The sequence below is a fragment of the Psychrobacter sp. DM4 genome, assembly GCF_051307035.1.
Taxonomy (GTDB): Bacteria; Pseudomonadota; Gammaproteobacteria; order Pseudomonadales; family Moraxellaceae; genus Psychrobacter.
In genome coordinates this window covers 446,464-467,822 of sequence record NZ_CP195536.1, presented here as the reverse complement: position 1 = coordinate 467,822, position 21,359 = coordinate 446,464, and the positions used below count along the sequence as shown (strand labels likewise).

Annotated in this window: 15 protein-coding genes, 1 tRNA gene and 1 other RNA gene; 5 read left to right on the top strand and 12 right to left on the bottom strand. The window is 44.4% G+C overall.

Translation table 11 applies throughout. The features are described 5' to 3' along the window. Positions 1–91 precede the first annotated feature (91 nt). The 6 genes from lepB to coaD form a co-directional block, all read right to left on the bottom strand. The gene (gene lepB / locus ACR64G_RS02060; protein WP_435979902.1) at positions 92–994 is read right to left on the bottom strand and encodes a signal peptidase I; all 903 of its coding nucleotides are present in this window, start codon (positions 992–994) and stop codon (positions 92–94) included. 86 nt (positions 995–1,080) lie between these two features. Then, entirely contained in the window at positions 1,081–2,880 is a 1,800-nt protein-coding gene (lepA, locus tag ACR64G_RS02055) for a translation elongation factor 4 (protein ID WP_435979901.1), read from the bottom strand. A gap of 377 nt (positions 2,881–3,257) precedes the next feature. Continuing rightward, a tRNA-Met gene (locus tag ACR64G_RS02050) sits at positions 3,258–3,334 on the bottom strand. Positions 3,335–3,417: 83 nt separating this feature from the next. Then, an RNA gene (gene rnpB / locus ACR64G_RS02045) (RNase P RNA component class A) lies at positions 3,418–3,801 on the bottom strand. Positions 3,802–3,864: 63 nt separating this feature from the next. After that, entirely contained in the window at positions 3,865–4,113 is a 249-nt protein-coding gene (locus tag ACR64G_RS02040; protein ID WP_435979900.1) for a YfhL family 4Fe-4S dicluster ferredoxin, read from the bottom strand. A gap of 62 nt (positions 4,114–4,175) precedes the next feature. Next, the gene (gene coaD, locus ACR64G_RS02035) at positions 4,176–4,715 is read right to left on the bottom strand and encodes a pantetheine-phosphate adenylyltransferase (RefSeq protein WP_435979899.1); all 540 of its coding nucleotides are present in this window, start codon (positions 4,713–4,715) and stop codon (positions 4,176–4,178) included. 248 nt (positions 4,716–4,963) lie between these two features. Here coaD and smpB point away from each other — a divergent pair, with 248 nt between their 5' ends. Continuing rightward, complete coding sequence (gene smpB / locus ACR64G_RS02030; RefSeq protein WP_435979898.1) at positions 4,964–5,440, top strand: SsrA-binding protein SmpB; 477 nt, start codon at positions 4,964–4,966, stop codon at positions 5,438–5,440. A gap of 88 nt (positions 5,441–5,528) precedes the next feature. Here the strand turns inward: smpB and rarD are convergent, their stop codons facing one another. Continuing rightward, complete coding sequence (gene rarD, locus ACR64G_RS02025) at positions 5,529–6,530, bottom strand: EamA family transporter RarD (RefSeq protein ID WP_435979897.1); 1,002 nt, start codon at positions 6,528–6,530, stop codon at positions 5,529–5,531. Positions 6,531–6,758: 228 nt separating this feature from the next. Here rarD and ACR64G_RS02020 point away from each other — a divergent pair, with 228 nt between their 5' ends. Next, positions 6,759–7,226: an Lrp/AsnC family transcriptional regulator gene (locus tag ACR64G_RS02020; RefSeq protein ID WP_435979896.1), complete on the top strand. Its 468-nt coding sequence runs from the start codon at positions 6,759–6,761 to the stop codon at positions 7,224–7,226. On the opposite strand, the gene ACR64G_RS02015 is transcribed toward ACR64G_RS02020, so the two are convergent. Continuing rightward, entirely contained in the window at positions 7,223–7,609 is a 387-nt protein-coding gene (locus ACR64G_RS02015) for a hypothetical protein (RefSeq protein WP_435979895.1), read from the bottom strand. The genes ACR64G_RS02020 and ACR64G_RS02015 overlap by 4 nt on opposite strands. Positions 7,610–8,399: 790 nt before the next feature. Here ACR64G_RS02015 and ACR64G_RS02010 point away from each other — a divergent pair. The 3 genes from ACR64G_RS02010 (at position 8,400) to ACR64G_RS02000 (ending at position 12,213) form a co-directional block, all read left to right on the top strand. Then, complete coding sequence (locus ACR64G_RS02010) at positions 8,400–10,841, top strand: YgiQ family radical SAM protein (RefSeq protein ID WP_435979894.1); 2,442 nt, start codon at positions 8,400–8,402, stop codon at positions 10,839–10,841. 221 nt (positions 10,842–11,062) lie between these two features. Further along, on the top strand, positions 11,063–11,488 hold the full coding sequence (locus ACR64G_RS02005; protein WP_435979893.1) for a hypothetical protein: 426 nt from the start codon (positions 11,063–11,065) through the stop codon (positions 11,486–11,488). 185 nt (positions 11,489–11,673) lie between these two features. Next, positions 11,674–12,213 carry a hypothetical protein gene (locus tag ACR64G_RS02000; protein ID WP_435979892.1) on the top strand — a complete coding sequence of 180 codons (540 nt, stop codon included), beginning with the start codon at positions 11,674–11,676 and terminating at the stop codon, positions 12,211–12,213. Between the two features lie 49 nt (positions 12,214–12,262). Here ACR64G_RS02000 and ACR64G_RS01995 read toward each other — a convergent pair whose 3' ends face one another. The 4 genes from ACR64G_RS01995 to ACR64G_RS01980 form a co-directional block, all read right to left on the bottom strand. Then, complete coding sequence (locus ACR64G_RS01995; RefSeq protein ID WP_435979891.1) at positions 12,263–13,696, bottom strand: DUF2971 domain-containing protein; 1,434 nt, start codon at positions 13,694–13,696, stop codon at positions 12,263–12,265. A 3-nt stretch (positions 13,697–13,699) separates the two neighbouring features. Next, the gene (ligA, locus tag ACR64G_RS01990) at positions 13,700–15,700 is read right to left on the bottom strand and encodes an NAD-dependent DNA ligase LigA (protein WP_435980614.1); all 2,001 of its coding nucleotides are present in this window, start codon (positions 15,698–15,700) and stop codon (positions 13,700–13,702) included. 237 nt (positions 15,701–15,937) lie between these two features. Continuing rightward, on the bottom strand, positions 15,938–16,996 hold the full coding sequence (locus ACR64G_RS01985) for a cell division protein ZipA C-terminal FtsZ-binding domain-containing protein (RefSeq protein WP_435979890.1): 1,059 nt from the start codon (positions 16,994–16,996) through the stop codon (positions 15,938–15,940). Positions 16,997–17,383: 387 nt separating this feature from the next. Continuing rightward, positions 17,384–21,295, bottom strand: coding sequence for an AAA family ATPase (locus ACR64G_RS01980; protein ID WP_435979889.1), 3,912 nt, complete (start codon positions 21,293–21,295; stop codon positions 17,384–17,386). Between the last annotated feature and the right edge of the window lie 64 nt (positions 21,296–21,359).

Below are 21,359 nucleotides of genomic sequence, written 5' to 3'. Positions count from 1 at the left end.
CATTAAAAATGTACCAGCTATCAGATAAATACTTTAGCCAAGCCTTTGTACTTACAATTTCATAGTTATAATAGTCATAAGTGACGACTACTCAATCAATAGAGCCATTACGTGTCAAAGACGGCATGCTAAGACCTGGTGGTTTGTGCATCCAAATATAAACGGCCTTGCCTGCTAAGTTTTCATCGGGTACAAAGCCCCACCAGCGACCATCGGCGCTACGATCGCGATTGTCACCCATAACAAAATAGTGGCCATCAGGAACAGTGATACGCCACTGGGTACCTGCTGAGCTGACTACCTCTGGCGATTCTTGTTGTAAAAAATTGGCATATTGCGAGCTGTTCATATCTGGCAAGTAACGTACTAGATGCTTGTGATCGCCCTGAATCTCTTCGAAGTACTCAGCGTCCGACTCTTCTTCTAAACTCATTTGCAAGGCGTCTTGTTGAGTTAATCGATAGTTTTGGATAGGCTGACCTTCAAGGTATAGACTGGCAGTAAGTTCAGGCTCAGCGGCAAAATCAATAGGAGTCGTCTCAACAGGCACATCATTGATAGCAAGAATACCATCATCATAACTGACCGTATCACCGGGTAGTCCAATAGCGCGTTTTATATAATAGATGCTAGGATCCTCAGGATAGCGAAAGACCATGACATCACCCCGCGATGGGCTACCCGTATCTAGCACTTTGCTATAAGTAAGCGGTAAACGCACCCCATAAGCATATTTATTAACCGCAATAAAGTCACCCGTGTAAAGCGTAGGCACCATAGACGATGAAGGAATATTAAAGGGTTCAAGTAAGAACGAGCGGACGATTAACACCACTGCTAGCACAGGAAAAAAATCATAAGCCCAGCGTACGGGCAAATTCTCTTTGCCAACACCAAGCTTTTTGCGCTGTTTGAGTACCAGCTTATCGAGCAACCAAATTGCCCCCAAAATCAAGGTCAACGGCACCAAAATCAAATTAAAATCAAAATCCATACGCTGTTGCCTATTAACTTATCATTGATCTACTATCAAAAACGCTATGAGTTGTTATCAACTGCTATTAACAGCAACTCTAAAATCTAGCTATCTACTTGCAATACTGCTAAAAAGGCTTCTTGTGGTATCTCAACGTTGCCCACTTGCTTCATGCGTTTTTTACCCGCTTTTTGCTTGGAGAGTAGTTTTTTCTTTCGTGAGACATCGCCGCCGTAGCACTTCGCTAAGACATCTTTGCGCATCGCTTTGACTGTACTACGACCGATGATTTGACTACCAATAGCCGCTTGAATAGCGACATCAAACATTTGGCGCGGGATCAGCTCTTTCATTTTGCCGACTAACGCATTGCCACGGTAACGTGCTTGGTCTTGATGCACAATCATTGCTAAGGCATCGACTTTATCGCCATTGATCAGAACATCGACCTTAACTAACTTATCCGCTTGATAACGCTCAAAGTTATAATCTAGAGAGGCAAAACCACGCGAGACTGACTTTAGGCGGTCAAAAAAGTCCATCACAACCTCGCCCATTGGAATATCGAAGACAAGCTGTACTTGACGACCCATAAAACGCATGTCGACTTGAACACCGCGGCGCTCAATACAAAGCGTCATGACATTACCCAAATACTCTTGCGGTACTAGAATCTGACAACGCGCTATCGGCTCACGAAACTCTTCAATATTGTTAGGTTCAGGCAATCTTGAGGGATTATCCACATAGAGGATAGTGCCGTCTTTTTTCTCAATCTCATAAATAACTGAGGGTGCGGTAGTAATGAGATCCAAATCATACTCGCGCTCTAAGCGCTCTTGGATGATCTCCATGTGTAGCATACCCAAAAACCCGCAGCGAAATCCAAAACCTAGCGCGTCAGAGGTGTCTGGCTCAAAGAATAGCGAGGCATCATTAATCTGAAGCTTCTGTAGGGCTTCACGGAACTTCTCAAAATCAGTAGAATCGACAGGAAACATACCAGAATAGACTTGCGGCGTAATTTGTTTGAACCCAGGAATACGATCGACATCAGGTGTCTTAGCATGAGTAATCGTATCACCAACGGGCGCACCTGCAATATCTTTGATACCAGCGATGATGAAGCCGACTTCGCCTGCCTCTAAAATACCTGTATCTAAAGGTTTCGGTGTAAAGACACCGATGGAGCTGACTGGATGCGCCTCTTTGGTTGATAAGATATATATTTTATCACCTTTTTTGACCGTACCTTCACGTACGCGCACCAAAGACACCACACCTAAGTAGCTATCAAACCAAGAGTCAATTATCAAAGCTTGTAGTGGCGCTTCACGGTCACCCGTTGGCGCTGGTATAAACTCAACTAGCGCCTCAAGCAATTTATCGACACCAAGACCTGACTTTGCTGAAACGCGCGGTGCATCAACCGCGTCAATACCGATGATATCTTCGATCTCTTGAATCACGCGCTCAGGCTCAACTTGAGGCAAGTCAATCTTATTGAGTACTGCCATGACCTCTAAACCTTGGTCGACTGCGGTATAGCAGTTGGCCACTGATTGCGCCTCAACCCCTTGCGCTGCATCGACAACCAATAAAGCCCCTTCGCAAGCGGCCAATGAGCGCGACACTTCATAAGAAAAATCAACGTGACCTGGCGTATCAATAAAGTTAAGCTGGTAACGCTCGCCATTAGGATGATCATAAAATAGCGTAACCGATTGCGCTTTGATAGTAATACCGCGCTCACGCTCGATGTCCATCGAATCTAGAACCTGCGCTTGCATTTCACGATCTTGCAAAGCGCCGCACATCTGAATAAAACGATCGGCGAGGGTCGACTTGCCATGATCAATGTGGGCAATGATAGAAAAGTTACGAATATTAGCTAATGAGGTCACAAAGCGCCTACTAAATAAAAGGTGATTGAATAACAACGATAAAAAAGGTGATGATGTCAGGCGTAGGAATGATGATAGCCATACAAATTTATAGCAGGTTGTACATTGCATATCTATCATTATTACAAGACTGTTAAAACAGCAATTGCTGCTGGTTTTGACTACGCATAGACAGGTGCAAGTATTCTAGCAGTTTTTAGCTACAAAGTAAGGCGATTTTGTTAGTGAACTCCAAGCCTAACTTTTGGCTTTGTATGACGTCATCGTCGCAAAATAAGGCGGGTCAATCAAAACTGATAAAAAAGGTCTATATTTTGGGCAAAAAAAAACCAATCACAAAGGATTGGTATTTCTAGATTTAAACAACTAGCTATAAATGGTGGCGATGAAGAGACTTGAACTCTTGACCTCACGATTATGAGTCATGCGCTCTAACCAGCTGAGCTACATCGCCATTTAAGGCTCGGTATTATGCCCAAAGAGGGGACTGTCGTCAACCCCTAAAGCACAATTTTTTGCCTGTTACGCTAAATAAAAAGGTTTGGTAAACCGATAAGCCGGGTTCTGTCGTGGACGATCATTCCTCTAGGCGTATCATCGCTAATACGCTCAAGCAACCTACCCGCATCGAACGCGGGCCGCGCCATGCCGATGCCTATTTGGTCTTGCTACGCGTGGAGTTTACCATGCCGTGAGATGTTGCCATCCACGCGGTGCGCTCTTACCGCACCCTTTCACCCTTACCGATGACATGAATATCTTGCGATACCCATATAAGCCAAAGGCGGTCTACTCTCTGCTGCACTGGTCGTCAAGTTACCCTGCCCAGCCGTTAGCTGGCACGCTGCCCTATGTAGCCCGGACTTTCCTCCCCTGCAAGTCTGTAAAACAGTATGCAGCGGCGATCGCCTAGTCTACCAAGCGCGCTAGTATAGCAAATGTTTGTGCGTAAGGGGCGTAAGTTTTGGATTATTTGACGTCAGATTACTGACCAGTAATGCGCTTGTATTTAGATAATAAATCGCTTTGTGTTTCAATGTGATCAGGATCGTTTGGAATACAGTCGACCGGGCAGATAACCACACATTGCGGCTCATCAAAGTGTCCGACGCATTCGGTACATAGATCAGGGTCAATGACGTAGATGTCCTCTCCTTCTGAGATGGCCTCATTAGGGCAGGCAGGCTCGCAGACATCACAATTGATACATTCATCAGTGATTAATAGGGCCACAAACTGCTCCTTATCGTTTAATAGTCTTGATAACTGCTACTCTTGCAAACAAATCTTCAATATTAGTAGTCTTGTAAACCGAGCTTTTCGATAAAAGCTTGTGAGACGCATTCTGGTACGAACTTTGTCACATCACCGCCTAGTCTAGCGATCTCACGAATCATGGTAGATGAAATAAAAGAATAGTCTTGTGATGGGGTCAAAAACACGGCTTCAAAGTTCTCATCCAACTCGCGGTTCATATTCGCTAATTGAAACTCATACTCAAAATCGGACATCGCCCGCAGACCTCTAAGCACTGCCGTCGCGTTTTTCTCCCGCATAAAATCAACGAGCAAGCCCTCGAAACCGACTACTGACACTTGTGGCAAATCAGCAAATACGGTCTCAACCATAGCAACACGTTCCTCAAAATCAAATAAAGGCTTTTTGTGATGCGCTAAAGCAACAGCGATCACTACTTCATCGAACAGTTTAGTCGCACGCTTGACCAAATCGACATGACCAGTGGTAATTGGATCAAAGGTGCCCGGGTACAAGATTTTGGTATGTAGCTTCGATGAGGTATTCAAAACGCTGTATGATGAGAGTTCAGGATTCATAGCAAGGCTAATATCGTCGTTGATGATACTGCGTATGCTAACAAATTTCAGCCTTCTTTAATACTTATCTGCTACATTTGTCCTAACCGCTCAGTTACATTTTTTATATTCGTTTTGCTACAATAGCGGGTTCGACTCATCCTCTACTATTACTAGAGCAATCACTTAGATTAAAGGCTTAGGATGAGGAACAGTAAGATTAGGGCAGCTATCTTAAAACAGCGACTTATAGCCCTTTGGAGAAAATTATGTCAAAAAAATCAAAAAGACCTGATAATCAAATCGCCAGTAATAAAAAGGCACGGCACGAGTACTTCATAGAAGAGACATTTGAGGCCGGACTTGCGTTACAAGGTTGGGAGGTAAAATCCATTCGCGCCGGTAAAATGACGATTACGGAGGCTTATATTATCTTTCGTAATAATGAAGCGTTTCTGTTTGGCGCGCATATTCAGCCGCTACTCTCAAGCTCGACCCATGTCAGTCCTGATACGACGCGAACACGTAAGTTACTGCTCAATCGCCGTGAGATTGAAAAACTATTTGGCGCAGTCAATCAAAAGGGCTATGCTTGCGTACCGCTATCTTGTTATTGGAAAAACTCACTGGTGAAATGCCAAATTGGCTTAGCTTTGGGTAAGAAGCAACATGATAAACGTAAAACGCTCAAGGATCGCGACTGGGAACGCGACAAGCAGCGCGGCTTCAAACAACATTTAGATTAAACTTAATTGTCATAATCTATAATAAAAAAGGACGATTCAGCAGATATTGAATCGTCCTGTTTATTTTTACGACCTTATCAAACACGCCCTAAGCTGTTTGCGCTACTCTTGCATTTTGTCTCTCTTTTTTGGCACGACCCAATTGTCTGACACCATGAACGATAAGGCATGCAATACCTAACCAGATAAGTCCATAAGTATAAATCATCGCTGACTCGAACGGATTACCCAATACCGTTATGGCGAGAATAAACAATAACGCCGGCTCAATGTAGCTCATCATGCCATAGACGTTAACAGGGAGCATTTGACTGGCATCAACGTTGGTTTTCATCGCCAGCACACTGAGTACCCCAAGTCCTGCTAGCATCATGATAAAGAAACTTGAGCCGCCAACTAACCCCAAACTGCTAGGCGCTAAAAATAGCAAATACGCTAAAGCAAAAGGCACAAATATTGTCAAATCAACCAGCAAGCCTGTGATTGCGTCAATGTTTTGTTTGCGGCGCAAAATATAATACAAAGGATACGTTCCGCACACCCACAACGTCGCCCAAGACACGCTTTGAGTGCGGATGATTTCACTACCGACACCAAGTGCTGCAAAGCCGACGGCAAACCATTGCAAGCGGCTGAGCTTCTCACCGAACAGTACGCAACCGAATATCACCATCATGAGTGGAAATAAGAAATAACCCATTGCCGTTTGCACGCCTTGACCATTGACAGGCGCCCACATAAATAGCCAAAACTGACTTAAGAATATTGGTGTTGGCAAGAGTAACCATGCCCACTGCTTGACTGTTTTAAGTGTCTTTAGTTTATCTATGTGTAAGCCTAAACGGCCACTAATAACGAGATAGCCGATCAAGGCGCCCCACATCGCAAGCATACGCCAAATAAAGACTTGGGTACCTGATAACGGCGCTAAAAAGCTACTGTACGCATAAAGTACACCGAATAAAAGGTTCGATAATACCGCCAGTGCCACACCCATCATCAAAGTGCGCTGCTGTACGCTGCCTGTAGTCCACATTGTCGGCAGCGGCAAACGCGCTACTAGTGTATTAGATAGTGTAGAAGTAGACATATCAGGCTCCTTAAATTTGGTTTGGGTACAAGTTTTATTCTTTATAGTTTTAATCAGTACCTGTTTGATATCTCTATTTTATTAGAGCCTAGTGATAAATTATTTCTAAATATACTCTTTAATAATTTTATTTATCTTAATTTTACGTATAAACTACTTTATTTATCATTTTATTTATATTTGTGATAAATAGTTATTATTTTATAAATTTGAAAAGAGGTTTTATTGATGACTCATGCTTTGGATAATATTGATAAAGCCATTTTGAACTTGATGCAAGAAGACACTACTTTGCCGCTCAAGACTATTGCAGAACGCGTGCATGTCTCGGTAGCTACGGCGCAGCGGCGAATTCAATCGCTAATAGATAACACTGTCATCACCAAGCAAGTCGCTATCCTCGATCCAAACAAAGTCGGTTATGGACTAACGGCCGTCGTGATGATAGAGATGTCGCGATCCAACACCTCGATGCAGCATCGGTTTGAGCGCTTGATGAATGAGCAACCGCGCGTGATGAGCTGCTATGAGGTGTCAGGGGATGCTGACTTTATGCTGATGGTCAATGCCAAGAGTATGAACGACTATCACGAATTTACGCGTAGTCTGCTCACTTATGAGAATAATGTGCGTAGCTTTCGCAGTCAGTTTGTGATGAATTTTACCAAGAGTGGCACGAAGATTTTGTTAGATTAAGGGTTTTTATCTGAAGTAGTGAGATGAATAAGATAAGGAATGGCGAAGAGAAATGCTGCCAAACCATAGACAAACAGCACCGATACTAAAGTGCCAATATGAATACCTGTGCTGCTTATATTTATTAAATATTCATAACCTATTATAGCAACACCTAACGTTGGCACCGTCATAGCAATTAACAAATGCTTGCGGGTAAAGGCTTTGTCGAGATAGTAGTCTCTTTTATTGAAGTAGATAGTCGCTAAAAAATGTACTAATAAAGCCAGTGGCATAAAGATAAGCATATAAAATATCGATAGTTTGCCATTCAATACTGTCATGTCTGAGGCATTTGCTGATAGTGGCATCAGCAGAAATAATACTAGCATTCGATTTTTCATGTTTTACCTATAAGAAATACTTGTTCTAATCATCTTCTAGTACTATTTGAACCTATTAAAATTTTAGAATTAACTTTTAAAACTAGCTTATTGCTGTGAAGTAGATTTTATAAGGTGAATGAAATAAGGAATACTAGCTATAAATGCTATGAAAATGTACATGAAAATACCAGTATTAAATGATTCAGCATGACTCGTTGATGAACTCCTAACCAAATAGGCCTCAAAAACCATTATAGCAATACCAATTATAGGAACAGACATTGATATTAGAGTATGCTTGAGAGCAAATTTTTTATTACGATAACGACCATTCTTAGAAAAATTCAAAACCGCAGCAAAATGAACTAGTGCTAATGGAAATACTATCGACATAACATAGTATATGGTAAGCACACCTGTCATATCCGAAGCATAAGCAGATATCGGTACCAGGAGAAATAGCATTACCATTCGGTTTTTCATTTTTTACCCTAACTATAGTTATCTTTAGAATGGAATATCTTATTATATTAAAGCACAATAATGGTCAGCATTAGATACTTTGAAAATGCTCGTTAATTAATTGTAAAACATATCTTTCAAAAGCACTTTTGATAATCCGTCTAAAATCATCTTTTTACTCCACACTATCAATAACTTATCTAGATATTTCAGAGCCGCTTTCTCACACCCTGAACGCAATTCATGTTAAAATGAGCGCCTTTAAATTAGCCGCTACCTAATTAGTAAATTATAGCTATCAATAGCGACTAACTATCAAACGTATTTTTAAGATCAAGGTTGTCCCATGTCTGCCGATACTATCGCCCGCACCGCCTTTAAACAAGGCACTAAACCGTTATACGATTACGATAAGCATTGGGCCAGCTGCTACGAGCCTGCGCCTTACTTACCAATGAATCGCGCGGAGATGGACGCGCTCGGTTGGGATGCTTGCGATGTGATTATTATCTCAGGCGATGCTTATGTCGATCACCCCAGCTTTGGGATGGCGATTATTGGGCGCTTACTTGAGTCGCAAGGCTTTCGCGTCGGTATCATCGCGCAGCCTGATTGGAAGAGCAAAGACGCCTTTATGGAACTCGGCAAACCCGTTTACGCTTATGGCGTAACTGCGGGCAACATGGATAGCATGATTAACCGCTATACTGCTGACCGCAAGATTCGTAGCGATGATGCCTACTCGCCGGGTAATGTGGCGAATAAGCGCCCTGATCGCGCTGCTATCGTCTACAGCCAGCGCTGCCGTGAAGCGTATCCTGATGTGCCGATTATCTTAGGCGGTATCGAAGGCAGCCTACGTCGTATCGCCCATTATGATTATTGGTCAGACAAAGTGCGCCGTAGTATTTTGCTCGATAGTCGCGCTGACGTTCTTTTATACGGTAATGCTGAACGCGCTATCGTCGATGTGGTGCATGGTCTATCCAAAGGCTATACCTTTGAGCAAATGAGCAAATTGCGTGGTACGGCATACTTGCTCACGCCAAGTCGTCGTCATTGGCAAGCGGATATGGTGGAGGTGGCAAGTAACGATGTCGATACCGTTGGCCGTGTCGATCCCATTATCAACCCTTATGTCATGACCGAAGACGTTGACAGCTGTAAGATTGAGCAAGAGCGTCCCAACCAGACGCCAAATCAAAACTCGTTTTCATCACAGTATCAGGGTTTTGTGGCAGAACCTGTGACTAATAAAGTCTTGAATGCCGACCAAGTTGATGAAGAGACTCAAGTCGTACAGATGCGCGGCATGGCGACTCAAAGCGTCGAAGAGTATAAGCCTAAAACGGCACGCAAATATAAAATCAAAATGCCTGCTCGCGAGCAAACGGTCATTCGCTTGCCAGACTATGCTCACGTCAAATCCGATCCTGTGCTCTACGCTCATGCCAGCCGTATCTTACATTTGGAGACCAATCCGGGTAATGCGCGTGCGCTCGTTCAGCGTCATAGCAGTGGCGCGGGTAACTCGCACACCTCTATCGATGTCTGGCTCAATCCACCACCGATACCACTCTCAACGGAAGAGATGGATTACGTGTTTGATTTGCCGTATGCGCGCCTGCCGCACCCAAGTTATGGCGATGCCCGCATTCCCGCGTATGACATGATCAAATTCTCCGTCAATATTATGCGCGGCTGTTTTGGTGGCTGTACCTTTTGCTCGATCACTGAGCACGAAGGCCGTATTATTCAAAGTCGCTCAGAAGATTCTATCCTACGTGAAGTTGAGGCCATTCGTGATACCGCGCCGAACTTCACAGGGGTCATATCCGATTTGGGTGGTCCAACCGCCAATATGTATCGTCTAAGCTGTAAAGATGAGAATATCGAGAAGAACTGCCGTAAGCCCTCTTGCGTCTATCCTGATGTCTGCGAAAATCTAATTACTGATCATAGCAACTTAACGAAGCTCTATCGTAAAGCGCGTGATATTAAGGGCGTGAAGAAAATCTTGATTGCTTCTGGTCTGCGTTATGACTTGGCGGTCAAAGATCCTGAATACGTCAAAGAACTGGTGAGCCATCATGTCGGCGGTTATCTGAAAATTGCGCCTGAGCACTCAGAAGAAGGCGTATTGTCAAAAATGATGAAGCCTGGCATGGGCAGCTATGATCAGTTCAAAGCGATGTTTGAGCAGTTCAGTCAAGAGGCAGGCAAAGAGCAATATCTCATTCCTTACTTTATCGCTGCGCATCCGGGTACTAAAGATGAAGACATGATGAATCTGGCACTTTGGCTCAAGCGCAATGATTACCGCGCCGATCAAGTGCAAGCGTTTTACCCAAGTCCGATGGCGACCGCAACGACGATGTACCATACCCATAAAGACCCGCTACACAAGGTTAGCCGTGATGAAGGTGATATGGATATCGTCAAATCAGGCAAGCAGCGCAAATTGCACAAGGCATTCTTGCGTTATCACGATCCAAAGAACTGGGTGATGCTGCGTCGCGCATTGCAAGATATGGGTCGTAGTGACTTGATTGGCAAGAATCGCGGCTGCCTGATACCACCGTTTAACGCCAGCTTAGAAGGTCGCGACGCTGAACAAAATGGCTATCAATCCGCGCGCAAAAAGAACAGTCGTGTGGGTAATGACTCGATGAAACGTCAAGGTAATAGTAAAAATAGCACTACCAAAAACTACGCTGGCAAGAAAAAAGTGAGTAAAGGGAATATCCAAACGCAGCATACGGGATTGCCACCACGCAAAACTAAGTAGCGATTACTTTTAGTATCTAGATAAAAAGCATATCAGCCTAACAACTGATGTGCTTTTTTATTAATCTCGCTAAACACTTACATGAGTTATCGATAAGGTTACGAAAACCACAGCTGACAAACAATTTCTAACATAGCTCGCGCATAGTTTTGATTACCATAACTTTATGCAATCGATGAATCGTACATAACTGATATACCCTTTATACTTTGGAGAAACTTATGAAAACGATGATGAAAGTAGCTACTGCTATGCCTGCCCTCGCTCTACTCAGCGCCTGCTCAACGATGTCGCCTAGCATGCCAACGACTACAACAACGACTACGCCTGTCACCGATACGACGCCTACCGTTGCCTATGATCGCATGTCACCTGTGCCTTATACTTGTACGGATAACAGCCAAGTTACCGCCAAGCAATCTATCAACAAACAGCAAGCTATGCTAAGCGCAACTTTGCCTAAAATTGGCTGGTCGCAGCAGCCTATTATCTTGAATGGCGGCGTCCAAGGCGCGACCGCAAGCTACGTCAATCAGTCAAATCCAGAGGTCATCTATGCATGGCACATGACAGATGATGAAGGTATATTAGCTATGAAATGGGCGACTGGTAGAGAGTACCAAGTCAATTGTAAAGTTGGCAGATAACTCTATTGGTTTGATCGTTTGCTGATTAGAGAGAAACCTCTAATCGACTAGCTTAGCGTCATCATAAACAGTCATACATTATGGCTGTTTTTTGTGTTCAATTCAGTGGTAGCAATGAGTAAAAACTGTCAAAATGTCCTATAAAAGCGCTCAGTATCTAACGACTTGAATAAAAAGGTAATACTATGACCAAACGTCTCATGAGTACGATGATAATAGTGAGTTTGGGTGCGCTTAGCGGTTGTGATAATAGTGCCATCCCTGTTGACGATCAGGTAATAGCGACGCCTAGTGAGCAAGCGGTATCTGCAAGTGATGATACCGCAAGCGGGACTATTGATTGGTCGAGACTCGCAACTGGCGTCTTGGCTATTGATCGAGCAGACTTCGACTATCCGTTTGACATCGATGGTCAAAATGTCAAAGACTACGCCGACTACTTCGACGTCGATGCTACTACCGCTCAGCATAATCTCACCGTTGGCATGGCGAGTAATGAGGCGCTATCTAAAGCCCTCGATCAGCTCAGCAATAGCTATACCTCACATGAATTGACTGATGGTGATAATGTCGAGCTGATCATTCACACGACCCCTGAGATTGAAGCGAGCCGCTTTGATTATGTGTTCGAAAGTGACTATGCAAAAGGGCTCGTATTACCTATCGTGATAGTGCCTGATGGTAAGAAAGGTGATGTTAAGGCGCATAGCGAGATGGTGGAGTAAAGATTTAATAGCGTGTGTTTTGACTTATATGACACACGCTACTATTTTATTACGAAGTTTGGCGGTAAGGATTGTTTGAGAGTTCGATTTTGACATTAGTATCACAAAGCAGCTTAGCTAGATAAGGTTGATATTGAGTAGCAGCAGGCGCGATATAGACTTTATCAAGGTGCGACTTTACATCTGCTTCATACTCAACGTATAAGAATTTCCCGAATTCCATTTTAACTTCTGGTCTATCAAGTGAAGTAATATAAATCATTCGGCACTCTTGCTCTTCTTGAAAAGCTATATGCTTAATTAAATACTTTATTGGTAGTAAAATCCTATCTAGTAAAATATTTATTTCTGAATTTTTCGATTGATCTAACTCATTTACAATGTCCATAGCTTTCTGATACGTACCTTTTAAACACTCAAACCATATCAAAAACTCATTTGTCTTTTTATCGATATACTTTTTATACTTCATCCATTTCATGTCAGCTTCAACGCGGTCGCTGAATTCTCTATAAAAAGTAATTTGATTACGTTGTGCTAAATGTATAAATTGAGAACTAGGATCCATATAAACACAACGTATTACTGGCTGTTGGCTAATTTTTTCCTTAGACACTTCTTCATCTAAGCTTCTTTCAGTTGCGATAAATGACATTTGATCAGGGTGATCGTTTTCTTTAAAGAAATCTTTATTGAATATCAAACTAATACCAGAAGCTTCCTTATAGTCTTTCTTACCATAAAGTCTGAACTGGTTTAAACTGTCATGATTAAAAGTGAAGCATCCAATAAAGGTCTGATACTCCCCATCAGACCTTACTTCACTATTTCTCTCTTTACTATCGTTCTTTAAACAACCCTCAAGTAACTTACCTTCACTAGGATCATTAACATTATGAATAGTATTTAGTCGAAAAAAATTAGTATTTGGATTATGTAGTAAAATGTTGGCCACTTCAGTTGAAGTGTAATGTGCAAGCTTACGCTCTGCATGCAACTGTTTCTTTCCTATACTATTGATATCAATCTTTAATATGGATAGTATCTTATATACAAGATTAGATATTTCAAAAATATTTCTACCTAACTTCTCAAAACCTCTGTCTAAAATTAAATCGCATATATCTATTTTATATTTTGCTTCGTAAGGGAACTTATTTTTTACAAAGACGAAACTGCTCTTAGCATGTTCTATATCTGCTAAGCTAACACTTTCTAAGAGAATATCTCCTATAAAGAACTGAGCGTTCTCGTAAATACTTTTATTCTCTTCTAGTCTGATACTATTGAACACCTCTAGTGCTTCTTTCTTATAATCTTTATTCAACAAAATAGTAGCTATGAGAAATTTTGCATTTGCTATACTTATTTTATTCCCATCACCACTTATTATTACTCTTGCTAATTTCTTAATTATTCCACGAGCATATTCATCTGGAATTTCTTTTAACTTATCAATGATTTTTCTATCACTTTCTGTCATATCCTACTCCCTAACCAACCCCAAAAACTCATCTTCACCCACTACCTTAACCCCTAACTTCTCCGCCTTTGCCATCTTCGATCCTGCCTTTTCTCCTGCGAGCAATGCGGTGGTTTTGGCTGAAATACTGCCTGAGACTTTTGCGCCTAGTGCTTGCAGTTTCGCTTTGGCTTCATCTCTTGCCATGCTGCTTAGTGCGCCAGTTATCACCCACGTTTGACCGTCGAGAGGTAGATCGCTGGATGACTTTTGCTCGACTTTGTCCCAGTGTACGCCCGCCTCAATCAGCGAATTGATAACTTCGATATTGTGTGGTGCACGGAAAAACTCATGTGCCAGCTCAGCGGTGATGGTGCCGACGTCTGGGGTAGCGATAAGGGCGTCCATATCGGCTGCCATCAAACTATCAAGGTCGCCAAATTGTTGAGCAAAGTTTTGCGCCGTGCCTTCACCAACGCCGCGAATGCCCAAGGCATAGATAAATCTGGCTAAGGTGGTTTTTTTACTGGCTTCAATGGCTTCGATAATGTTTTGAACCGACTTTTCACCGAGTTTTTCAAAGGTAATCATCTCCTCCGTATGCTGGTGCAAGTCATAAATGTCGGCGACGGTTTTGACTAAACCCTGCTTAAAGAAGCTGATGAGCCAGCGCTCGCCAAGACCATCGATGTCCATGGCGCGGCGAGAGACGAAGTGAATGAGCGCCTCAGTTTGTTGGGCAGGACAAAACAGACCGCCGCTGCAACGCGCTAGTGCTTCGTCTTCGGGTAATATCACTGGTGATTCACAGACAGGGCAAGTCGATGGCAATGCTACTGGTTCGCTAGTCTCTAAACGCTGGTCGTGCCAAACGCGAGAGATTTTAGGGATGACGTCCCCTGCGCGATGCACGCTGACCATATCGCCTGCGCGCACGTCTAAGCGTTCAATCTCACCGAAGTTATGCAAGGTGACATTACTAACCGTAACGCCGCCAACTTTGACCGGCTCTAATTTGCCGACTGGGGTGATTTGCCCAGTACGCCCCACTTGCCATTCGATAGCTTGCAAGCGCGTCATGACCGTTTCGGCTGGGAATTTATAAGCCGTTGCCCAGCGCGGCTCACGGGACAAAAAGCCAAGCTGCTGTTGCAAGCTTAGACTGTTGACCTTAATGACCATACCGTCGATCTCAAAGGGGAGATCATCACGCGTCTCAATCATGGACTCATAATAAGTTTGCGCGGCACGAGGATTGGCGATGACCTCGACGGCGCTGACGGTAAAACCAAGATCACCAAGCCAAGCGAGGGCTGCGGACTGGGTGTCTATTTTATCGAAACTATCAGGCAGCCCTTGGTTGACCGAGTAGGCATAAAAGGCGAGCGGACGACTAGCAGCAATCGCAGGATCTAACTGACGTAAACTCCCTGCTGCGGCATTACGCGGATTGGCAAAAGTTTTTTCACCTTTGTCCTCAGCCAGGCGATTCAAGCGCTCAAAGCCTGCCTTTGGCATAAGCACTTCACCGCGCACTTCTAACAAATCTATGTCTTTGGCATCCCGAAGATACAAGGGTAGATTGCGAATGGTTTTGGCGTTTTGGGTGATGTCCTCGCCCGTTTGCCCATCGCCACGAGTCACCGCTTGCGCGTAGTGACCGTTCTCATATTTTAATGAGACTGCCAAGCCATCGAGTTTTAGCTCCATTTCATATTCAGGATTTTGTTGCGCGTCACTGAGACGATCATTGACGCGGCGCATAAAACCATGCAAATCATCGTAGTCAAAGACATTGCCCAAAGAGAGCATAGGAATGTCATGGGTCACTTGGGTAAAGGCCGATAGCGGGATATCGCCGACTTGATTGATCGGGCTATCTGGCTGAATAAGATCAGGATATGCTTCCTCTAGTTCTAATAGTGAGCGGCGCAGTTGGTCGTACTCGCTGTCTTCTAAGATAGGATTATCCAGCACATAGTAGCGGTAGTTATGGGTTTTGAGCGCTTCGATAAGCGTGCGCATTTGCTTGATGATAGCGTCGTTATCTAGGGCAGCGGTTGGTACGTTTTTAGCAGAGGGTTTGACAGAGGATTCGGAAGTTTTTGAGTCAGTCATAATCGGCGTCGTTAAAATCAAAGATGCCGATATCATAACAAGTTTGGACGATATTTTGATAGCAAATAACATAAAACGGGTGACGTTATTTGCTTTGATTAAGATAGGAATTTTTTGTTTAAATGGAAATTAGTAGCAAACCTTTTATTCGTAATCGCGTACTTGGTTGCGCAGTTGCTGCTTGTATTCAGGGGTGATGGGCTCATTGCTTTCATCAAGCATAACCGCGTCCAAATCATCTGCCATCATATAAGCGATGCTCATCATACTATCGAAGCTACGCAGCGCTTGCGGGTGCGGTAATGATAAGAATACAACGACGCCACTATAACTATTGGTGGCCACACTATGCGGATCAAAAGGGGCAATACCCTCGTCAGTGATACCCATCATGCTAAACCAGAGCATGCCCGTGCCGTCTTTTTGCTCATAGCGATGGAACATATTCATCGCGCCAAAGCGCAAACCATACTTATCTATCAACGCTAATAAGTCGCCACCACGAATGACTGATGTCGCACGGTCACGGTACTGCTGCGGCAAAATCGTAATATTTATATTGTCTTTGGCATGAATCAGTGGACCGTTTTGTGCCTGATCGACAGGCTCTAATAGATGCTGATCAAGCACAGGGCTGTTGTCATCGAAACTTGGCTCATCATACGTATCAATCACGGGCATCAAGCTGTCTGTAGCTGACATTAGGCTTGAGAAAGCATCAATCTCTTGCTCACCACTTTGCGCGTGCGCGTCTAGATGCTCATCGCTATTATGGTCACCATACTCACTATGATCATCACTGTTGATCTGCTGCGCTATCGCCTCAAACTCGCTATCATCAGCGCGCTGCTGCTCAGCTTGCCAGCGCTCGTAATCGTCGTTCTGCTCCTCAGCAACACTTGTATCAGCTTGCACATGATTCAACATGTCATCGATAGTCGCAGGCTCATCGTCTTCGATGACCGCATGTAGGTACTCACGATCAGGTGCGATACTGGTCTCGCCTGCGACGGTATCATGAAGGTCTGGCTGATCGATGATGTTGCGCTCGTGACGCGGAATGATAGGAATACCATTTTTGTCGTAATTAACCGGAGTGGCTTCAGTACTTTGACGACGCTTAAAACTGCGAATGACCATAAACAGCCCTGCAAGCACAATAAAGGCTGCAATGGCAATCAAGATAAACTGAATAGCGGTCATGAGCGAGATATCCTAATAATGACAAAGGGAATGATGATAGTGAAAATAAATAGCAATAGTCTAGCATGGCTAACAGATGTCGTCATCACTTGCTGTGTTTGGGGCATGCGCAATATTTAAAAACGATACGTTTATCTTATAGTCGATACTAAATAAAATGGATACATTATTTAATAACGCGAAACGGGTATAAATTTTTGGGCTTACTGTACCTACGCCGATAGAGGCTGCGAAACATTCATCCCAGTCGCGCTATATCTGTTTTATATTGGACTAACTATACTATATTTACAGACGCCGGGTCACTATTTGCCGTTTAAATGAAAACGCGCCGAGTGATAAGTTCTAGCACTAAGCATTAACCCCACATCTCCTAAGAGCAAGCCTTTAGCTATCAATATAATCAATCGCCTCATCCAAAGATACACTGACCAAGGTTGAGACGCCAGCTTGCGCCATGGTGATACCTTTGAGCTCATCAGCAATCTGCATGGAGAGCTTGTTATGACTGATAAATACAAACTGTAAGTCGCCTGCTAGCTCCTGAATAAGGCTAGTAAAGCGCGCAACATTGGCGTCATCGAGCGGCGCATCGACTTCATCGAGCACACAAAAGGGCGCGGGATGCTGCTTAAATATGGCAAAGATAAGACTCAGCGCGGTCAAAGTTTTCTCGCCGCCTGAGAGTACCGCTAAGCGGCTGTTACGCTTGCCCTTTGGCTGTGCCATCAAAGTAAGTCCTGCGCGCCACTGCTCTGATTTGTAATTATCGATAGCTATATCTGCTGGCATATCATCGAGGCTGAGCGTGAGACTTGCATGACCGCCGCCGAATACTTTGGTAAATAGTGTCTCAAGCTCACTATTTACCGCATCTAGCATTTGCATAAATAACGTCTTGGTTGTCTCGTCGATAGCGCTGATGGCATTTTGCAACGTCTGCATACTAGCGGCGATATCCGCTGTCTGCTGCGCTAGCGGATCTAGGCGCTCATTGACGGCGGCCAATTCTGCGACCGCAGCCAGATTAACTGCGCCTATCTTGCTCAGCTCATGCTCAAGTTTGGCTTGCTCGCCTTGTAACTGGGCGATTTTGTCTGGACGTACGCGGCGATCATGAGCGATAAAGTCTGCCAACAAGTTTGCAACGCTCATCGTTTGCGCCGCGTTGTCGTCATGTTGATGACTGATATTTTGATATTTCGCTAGAGCCTCTTGCGTGCGAGTGCTCGCGTCATCTAAGCGCGCGGTGCTTAGCGCTAGATCCGTTGCTAATTGTGCCGATTCGTCTTGCTGCGATTGTATATTGTGCCGTAGTGCGTCGAGCTCGTTTTGTTGCTGAGTGTACGCCCGCTTGAGCGCTGCTAACGTTAATTCACGTTCTGTAAGCATGGCTTGCTGCTGGTCACGTAAACCTTGTAACTTTTGCAACGACTCTCGTAAGTTTGGCAATTGCTGTTGACGTTCTATCAGCTGAGCGATGAATTCTTGCTCTTCTTGTACTGCTTTGTCGTGCTGCTCTATTGCTCTTATAAGGCTACTCATGCTGTGCTCTAGGCGCATCTCAATTCTTTGCGTTTTTAACTGTAGCGCTTGCCAAGCATTGTCATCTGCCTGCCGAACACGGTTACGCTCATTTTTATCGGTCTGTAAGTGCTGGCGGTTACTTTTTGCATCAGCCAATTGCGGACTTAGCTTGTCCAGAGCCGATTGTATATCGCGCAGCTCATCATCCAGCATTTTTTGCTCGGCTATCAGCGCGTGCTGTTCTTGCTCAAGGTCCAATTGGTCATTGTCTAAGCGCTGTATATCCGCCTGCAAACGTTCATGAATCGCTTGCTGAGTAGTGAGTTGCTGCTGACAATGATGCTTATCTTGCGTGAGTTGCATCGCTTGTGCACGATTTTCCTCTAAGCGGATAATCAGAGAATCATACTCATGCTGGTTTTGCTTGAGCGTTTGCTGCTGCGTTTTAGTAGTCGCCTCGCTAGTTTCTAGCAAGGTTTCTAGCTGTTTTAGGCGCTCGCGTTGCTCAATACGTTGGGTCAAAAACGGACTATCGTTTTTGCTGTCATCTGTACCAATTAGCCTATTTAAATGTATTGTGCCTTGTTGACTAATTATCCAACCATCAGTAGTGAGTAGCTTCGCCGATTTTGGTAAAACTGCTATGACTTTACCCAAATGTGCTCTTTTTATCTCATCAGTCTCAATGCCTGTCTTAGTACTTATCTCAGTGCTTATCTCAGTACTTATCTCAGTGCCTATATACAAATAGCATTGCTGCCAAAGTCCAAGCATTGGCTGTGCGATTAGTTTTGATAAAGGTACGACTTTTGCGCTAAGCTCATCTGACAAATGGCTTGTAAATGACTCTACTTTATGATCATTTTGGGTAGCGGGTAGCCATAGGCTATGACCCAGCTCCCCTCCTACTCGGTCCCTCTGATAAGTCAGTAACTCTGGCAAATAGTGCGTCAATGGCTGTCTACCATTGTCATCATTATCTATAAGTAATATATGGCAATCGAGCCACAATGCCAGCCACTCATCGAGTACATGAGCATAGCGCTGACCCAAACCCGTCAGCTCAATGCGCGCGCGTATCGTACTTATTAACAACGGCTGTGGCATCTGATTTGACTTATTATTTTCAGCACTACCTATCACCTTAGTAGTCGCTTGAGCGCGCTGCTTTGGTATATCGTCAAGAGCTTGATTGAGCCTAGTATGCTGCGATTTAGGATGCAACATTTGATGCAAGGTATCATGCTCACCCATTAAGAGCGCATGACGTTTCTCACTCTCTACCAGGTTGCGTTGCTGCTCATCCAATTGCTGCTTTAACTTATGTACTTGCGGTTGCAATGCTGCTAGTTGCTCAGAGGTATAATCTTGCTTACGCATTATGTGCTGTAGCTGCTGGTTTAACTCGGTAAGCTCGGTGCTTGCTACCTTACTTGCTACAGACGAATCGCTATCGTGATCTTCGGCCAAAGGTAATAGCTGCGCATGTAACGCCTGCCAACTCTGCTGACGCTGTGTCCATTTGTCTTGACTTGATTGTAGACGTCGCTGTGACTGCTCATTGAGTACTTGCTGCTGCTCAAGCGTACGTTGGCTTTCTTGCATACGGGTGAGCTGGGTTTGTGCCTCAGTCAAGGCACGCTCCAATGAGCGCTCACTTTGTTTACGGGACTCACGTTTAGCCACTAAGTCGTCCAGCTGTGGATGCACGTCTGCTAGCGCTAGCTGCTGCTCGTTCTGCTCTACCTTTAAGGCCTCACTCTCTCTATAGGCTTGTGTTTTTTGCGCCTCTATACTTGAGAGCTGTTGCTTTAGCTGGGCAACTTTGTGTTGAATATCGCTCAGCTGATGCTCAGTCTTTTGATAGCTCAGCTGCTGCTGATAATACGTACTTTGCGCCTCATCTTTGCGCCCTTGCTCTTGTGTGATGTGCACAGCGCTTTTATCTTGCTGCAATTTTAGAACTTCGTAACTGGCTTGCAATGTGGCGACTTTGGCAGCACTTCGCTCATGAGCGAGTCTCTGCTGCTGCTGGTTGTGTTTGGCTTGGTACAACTGCTGAATAGTGAGTTGCTGCGCGATATCCGCGCGCGCTAGGGTGAGCTCCCCATGGTGCTGAGCGCTAGCGGCTTGTTTAGATAGCCGCTTTTGTTGGCTGACAAGCTCGCTTTGCATATCATATAGACGCGCCAAATTATCCTGCGTAACTTCTAGCTTTTTTTGGGTCTCAAAGCGCCGTGCTTGATAACGCGATACCCCTGCCGCCTCTTCAATGAATTCTCGTAATTGCAAGGGGCTTGAATCCACAATACGTCCAATCATGCCTTGCTCAATTACCGCGTAACTGCGCGCACCAAGACCTGTCCCCAAAAAGACATCGACGACATCACGGCGCCGCGCCCGCGTACCATTGATAAAATAATCTGAGCGTCCCTCCTTGTTGATTTGACGGCGCACAGACAGCTCATGATACAAGTTAAACTCATGACGAATACCCGTCTGCTCGTCCTGCGTATGCTCAAAGGTCAGCTCGACACTGGCGACGCTTTTTGCCGATTTATCCTGCGTGCCTGCAAAGATCACATCGCTCATCGACCCGCCACGTAACTGCTTGGCAGAGGTCTCACCCAGCACCCAGCGTATCGCATCAATGACGTTTGATTTGCCGCAGCCATTTGGCCCGACAATAGCAGTGATGCCATGAGCAAAGGTAAAGGTAGTTGCGTTGGCAAAAGACTTAAATCCTGCCAGCTTTAGAGATTTTAGGCGCATGAATAACTTTTATATGGGGTAAAAACAGGTGGGTAGTTTACCTGAAAGTGTGGATATTTTTTGG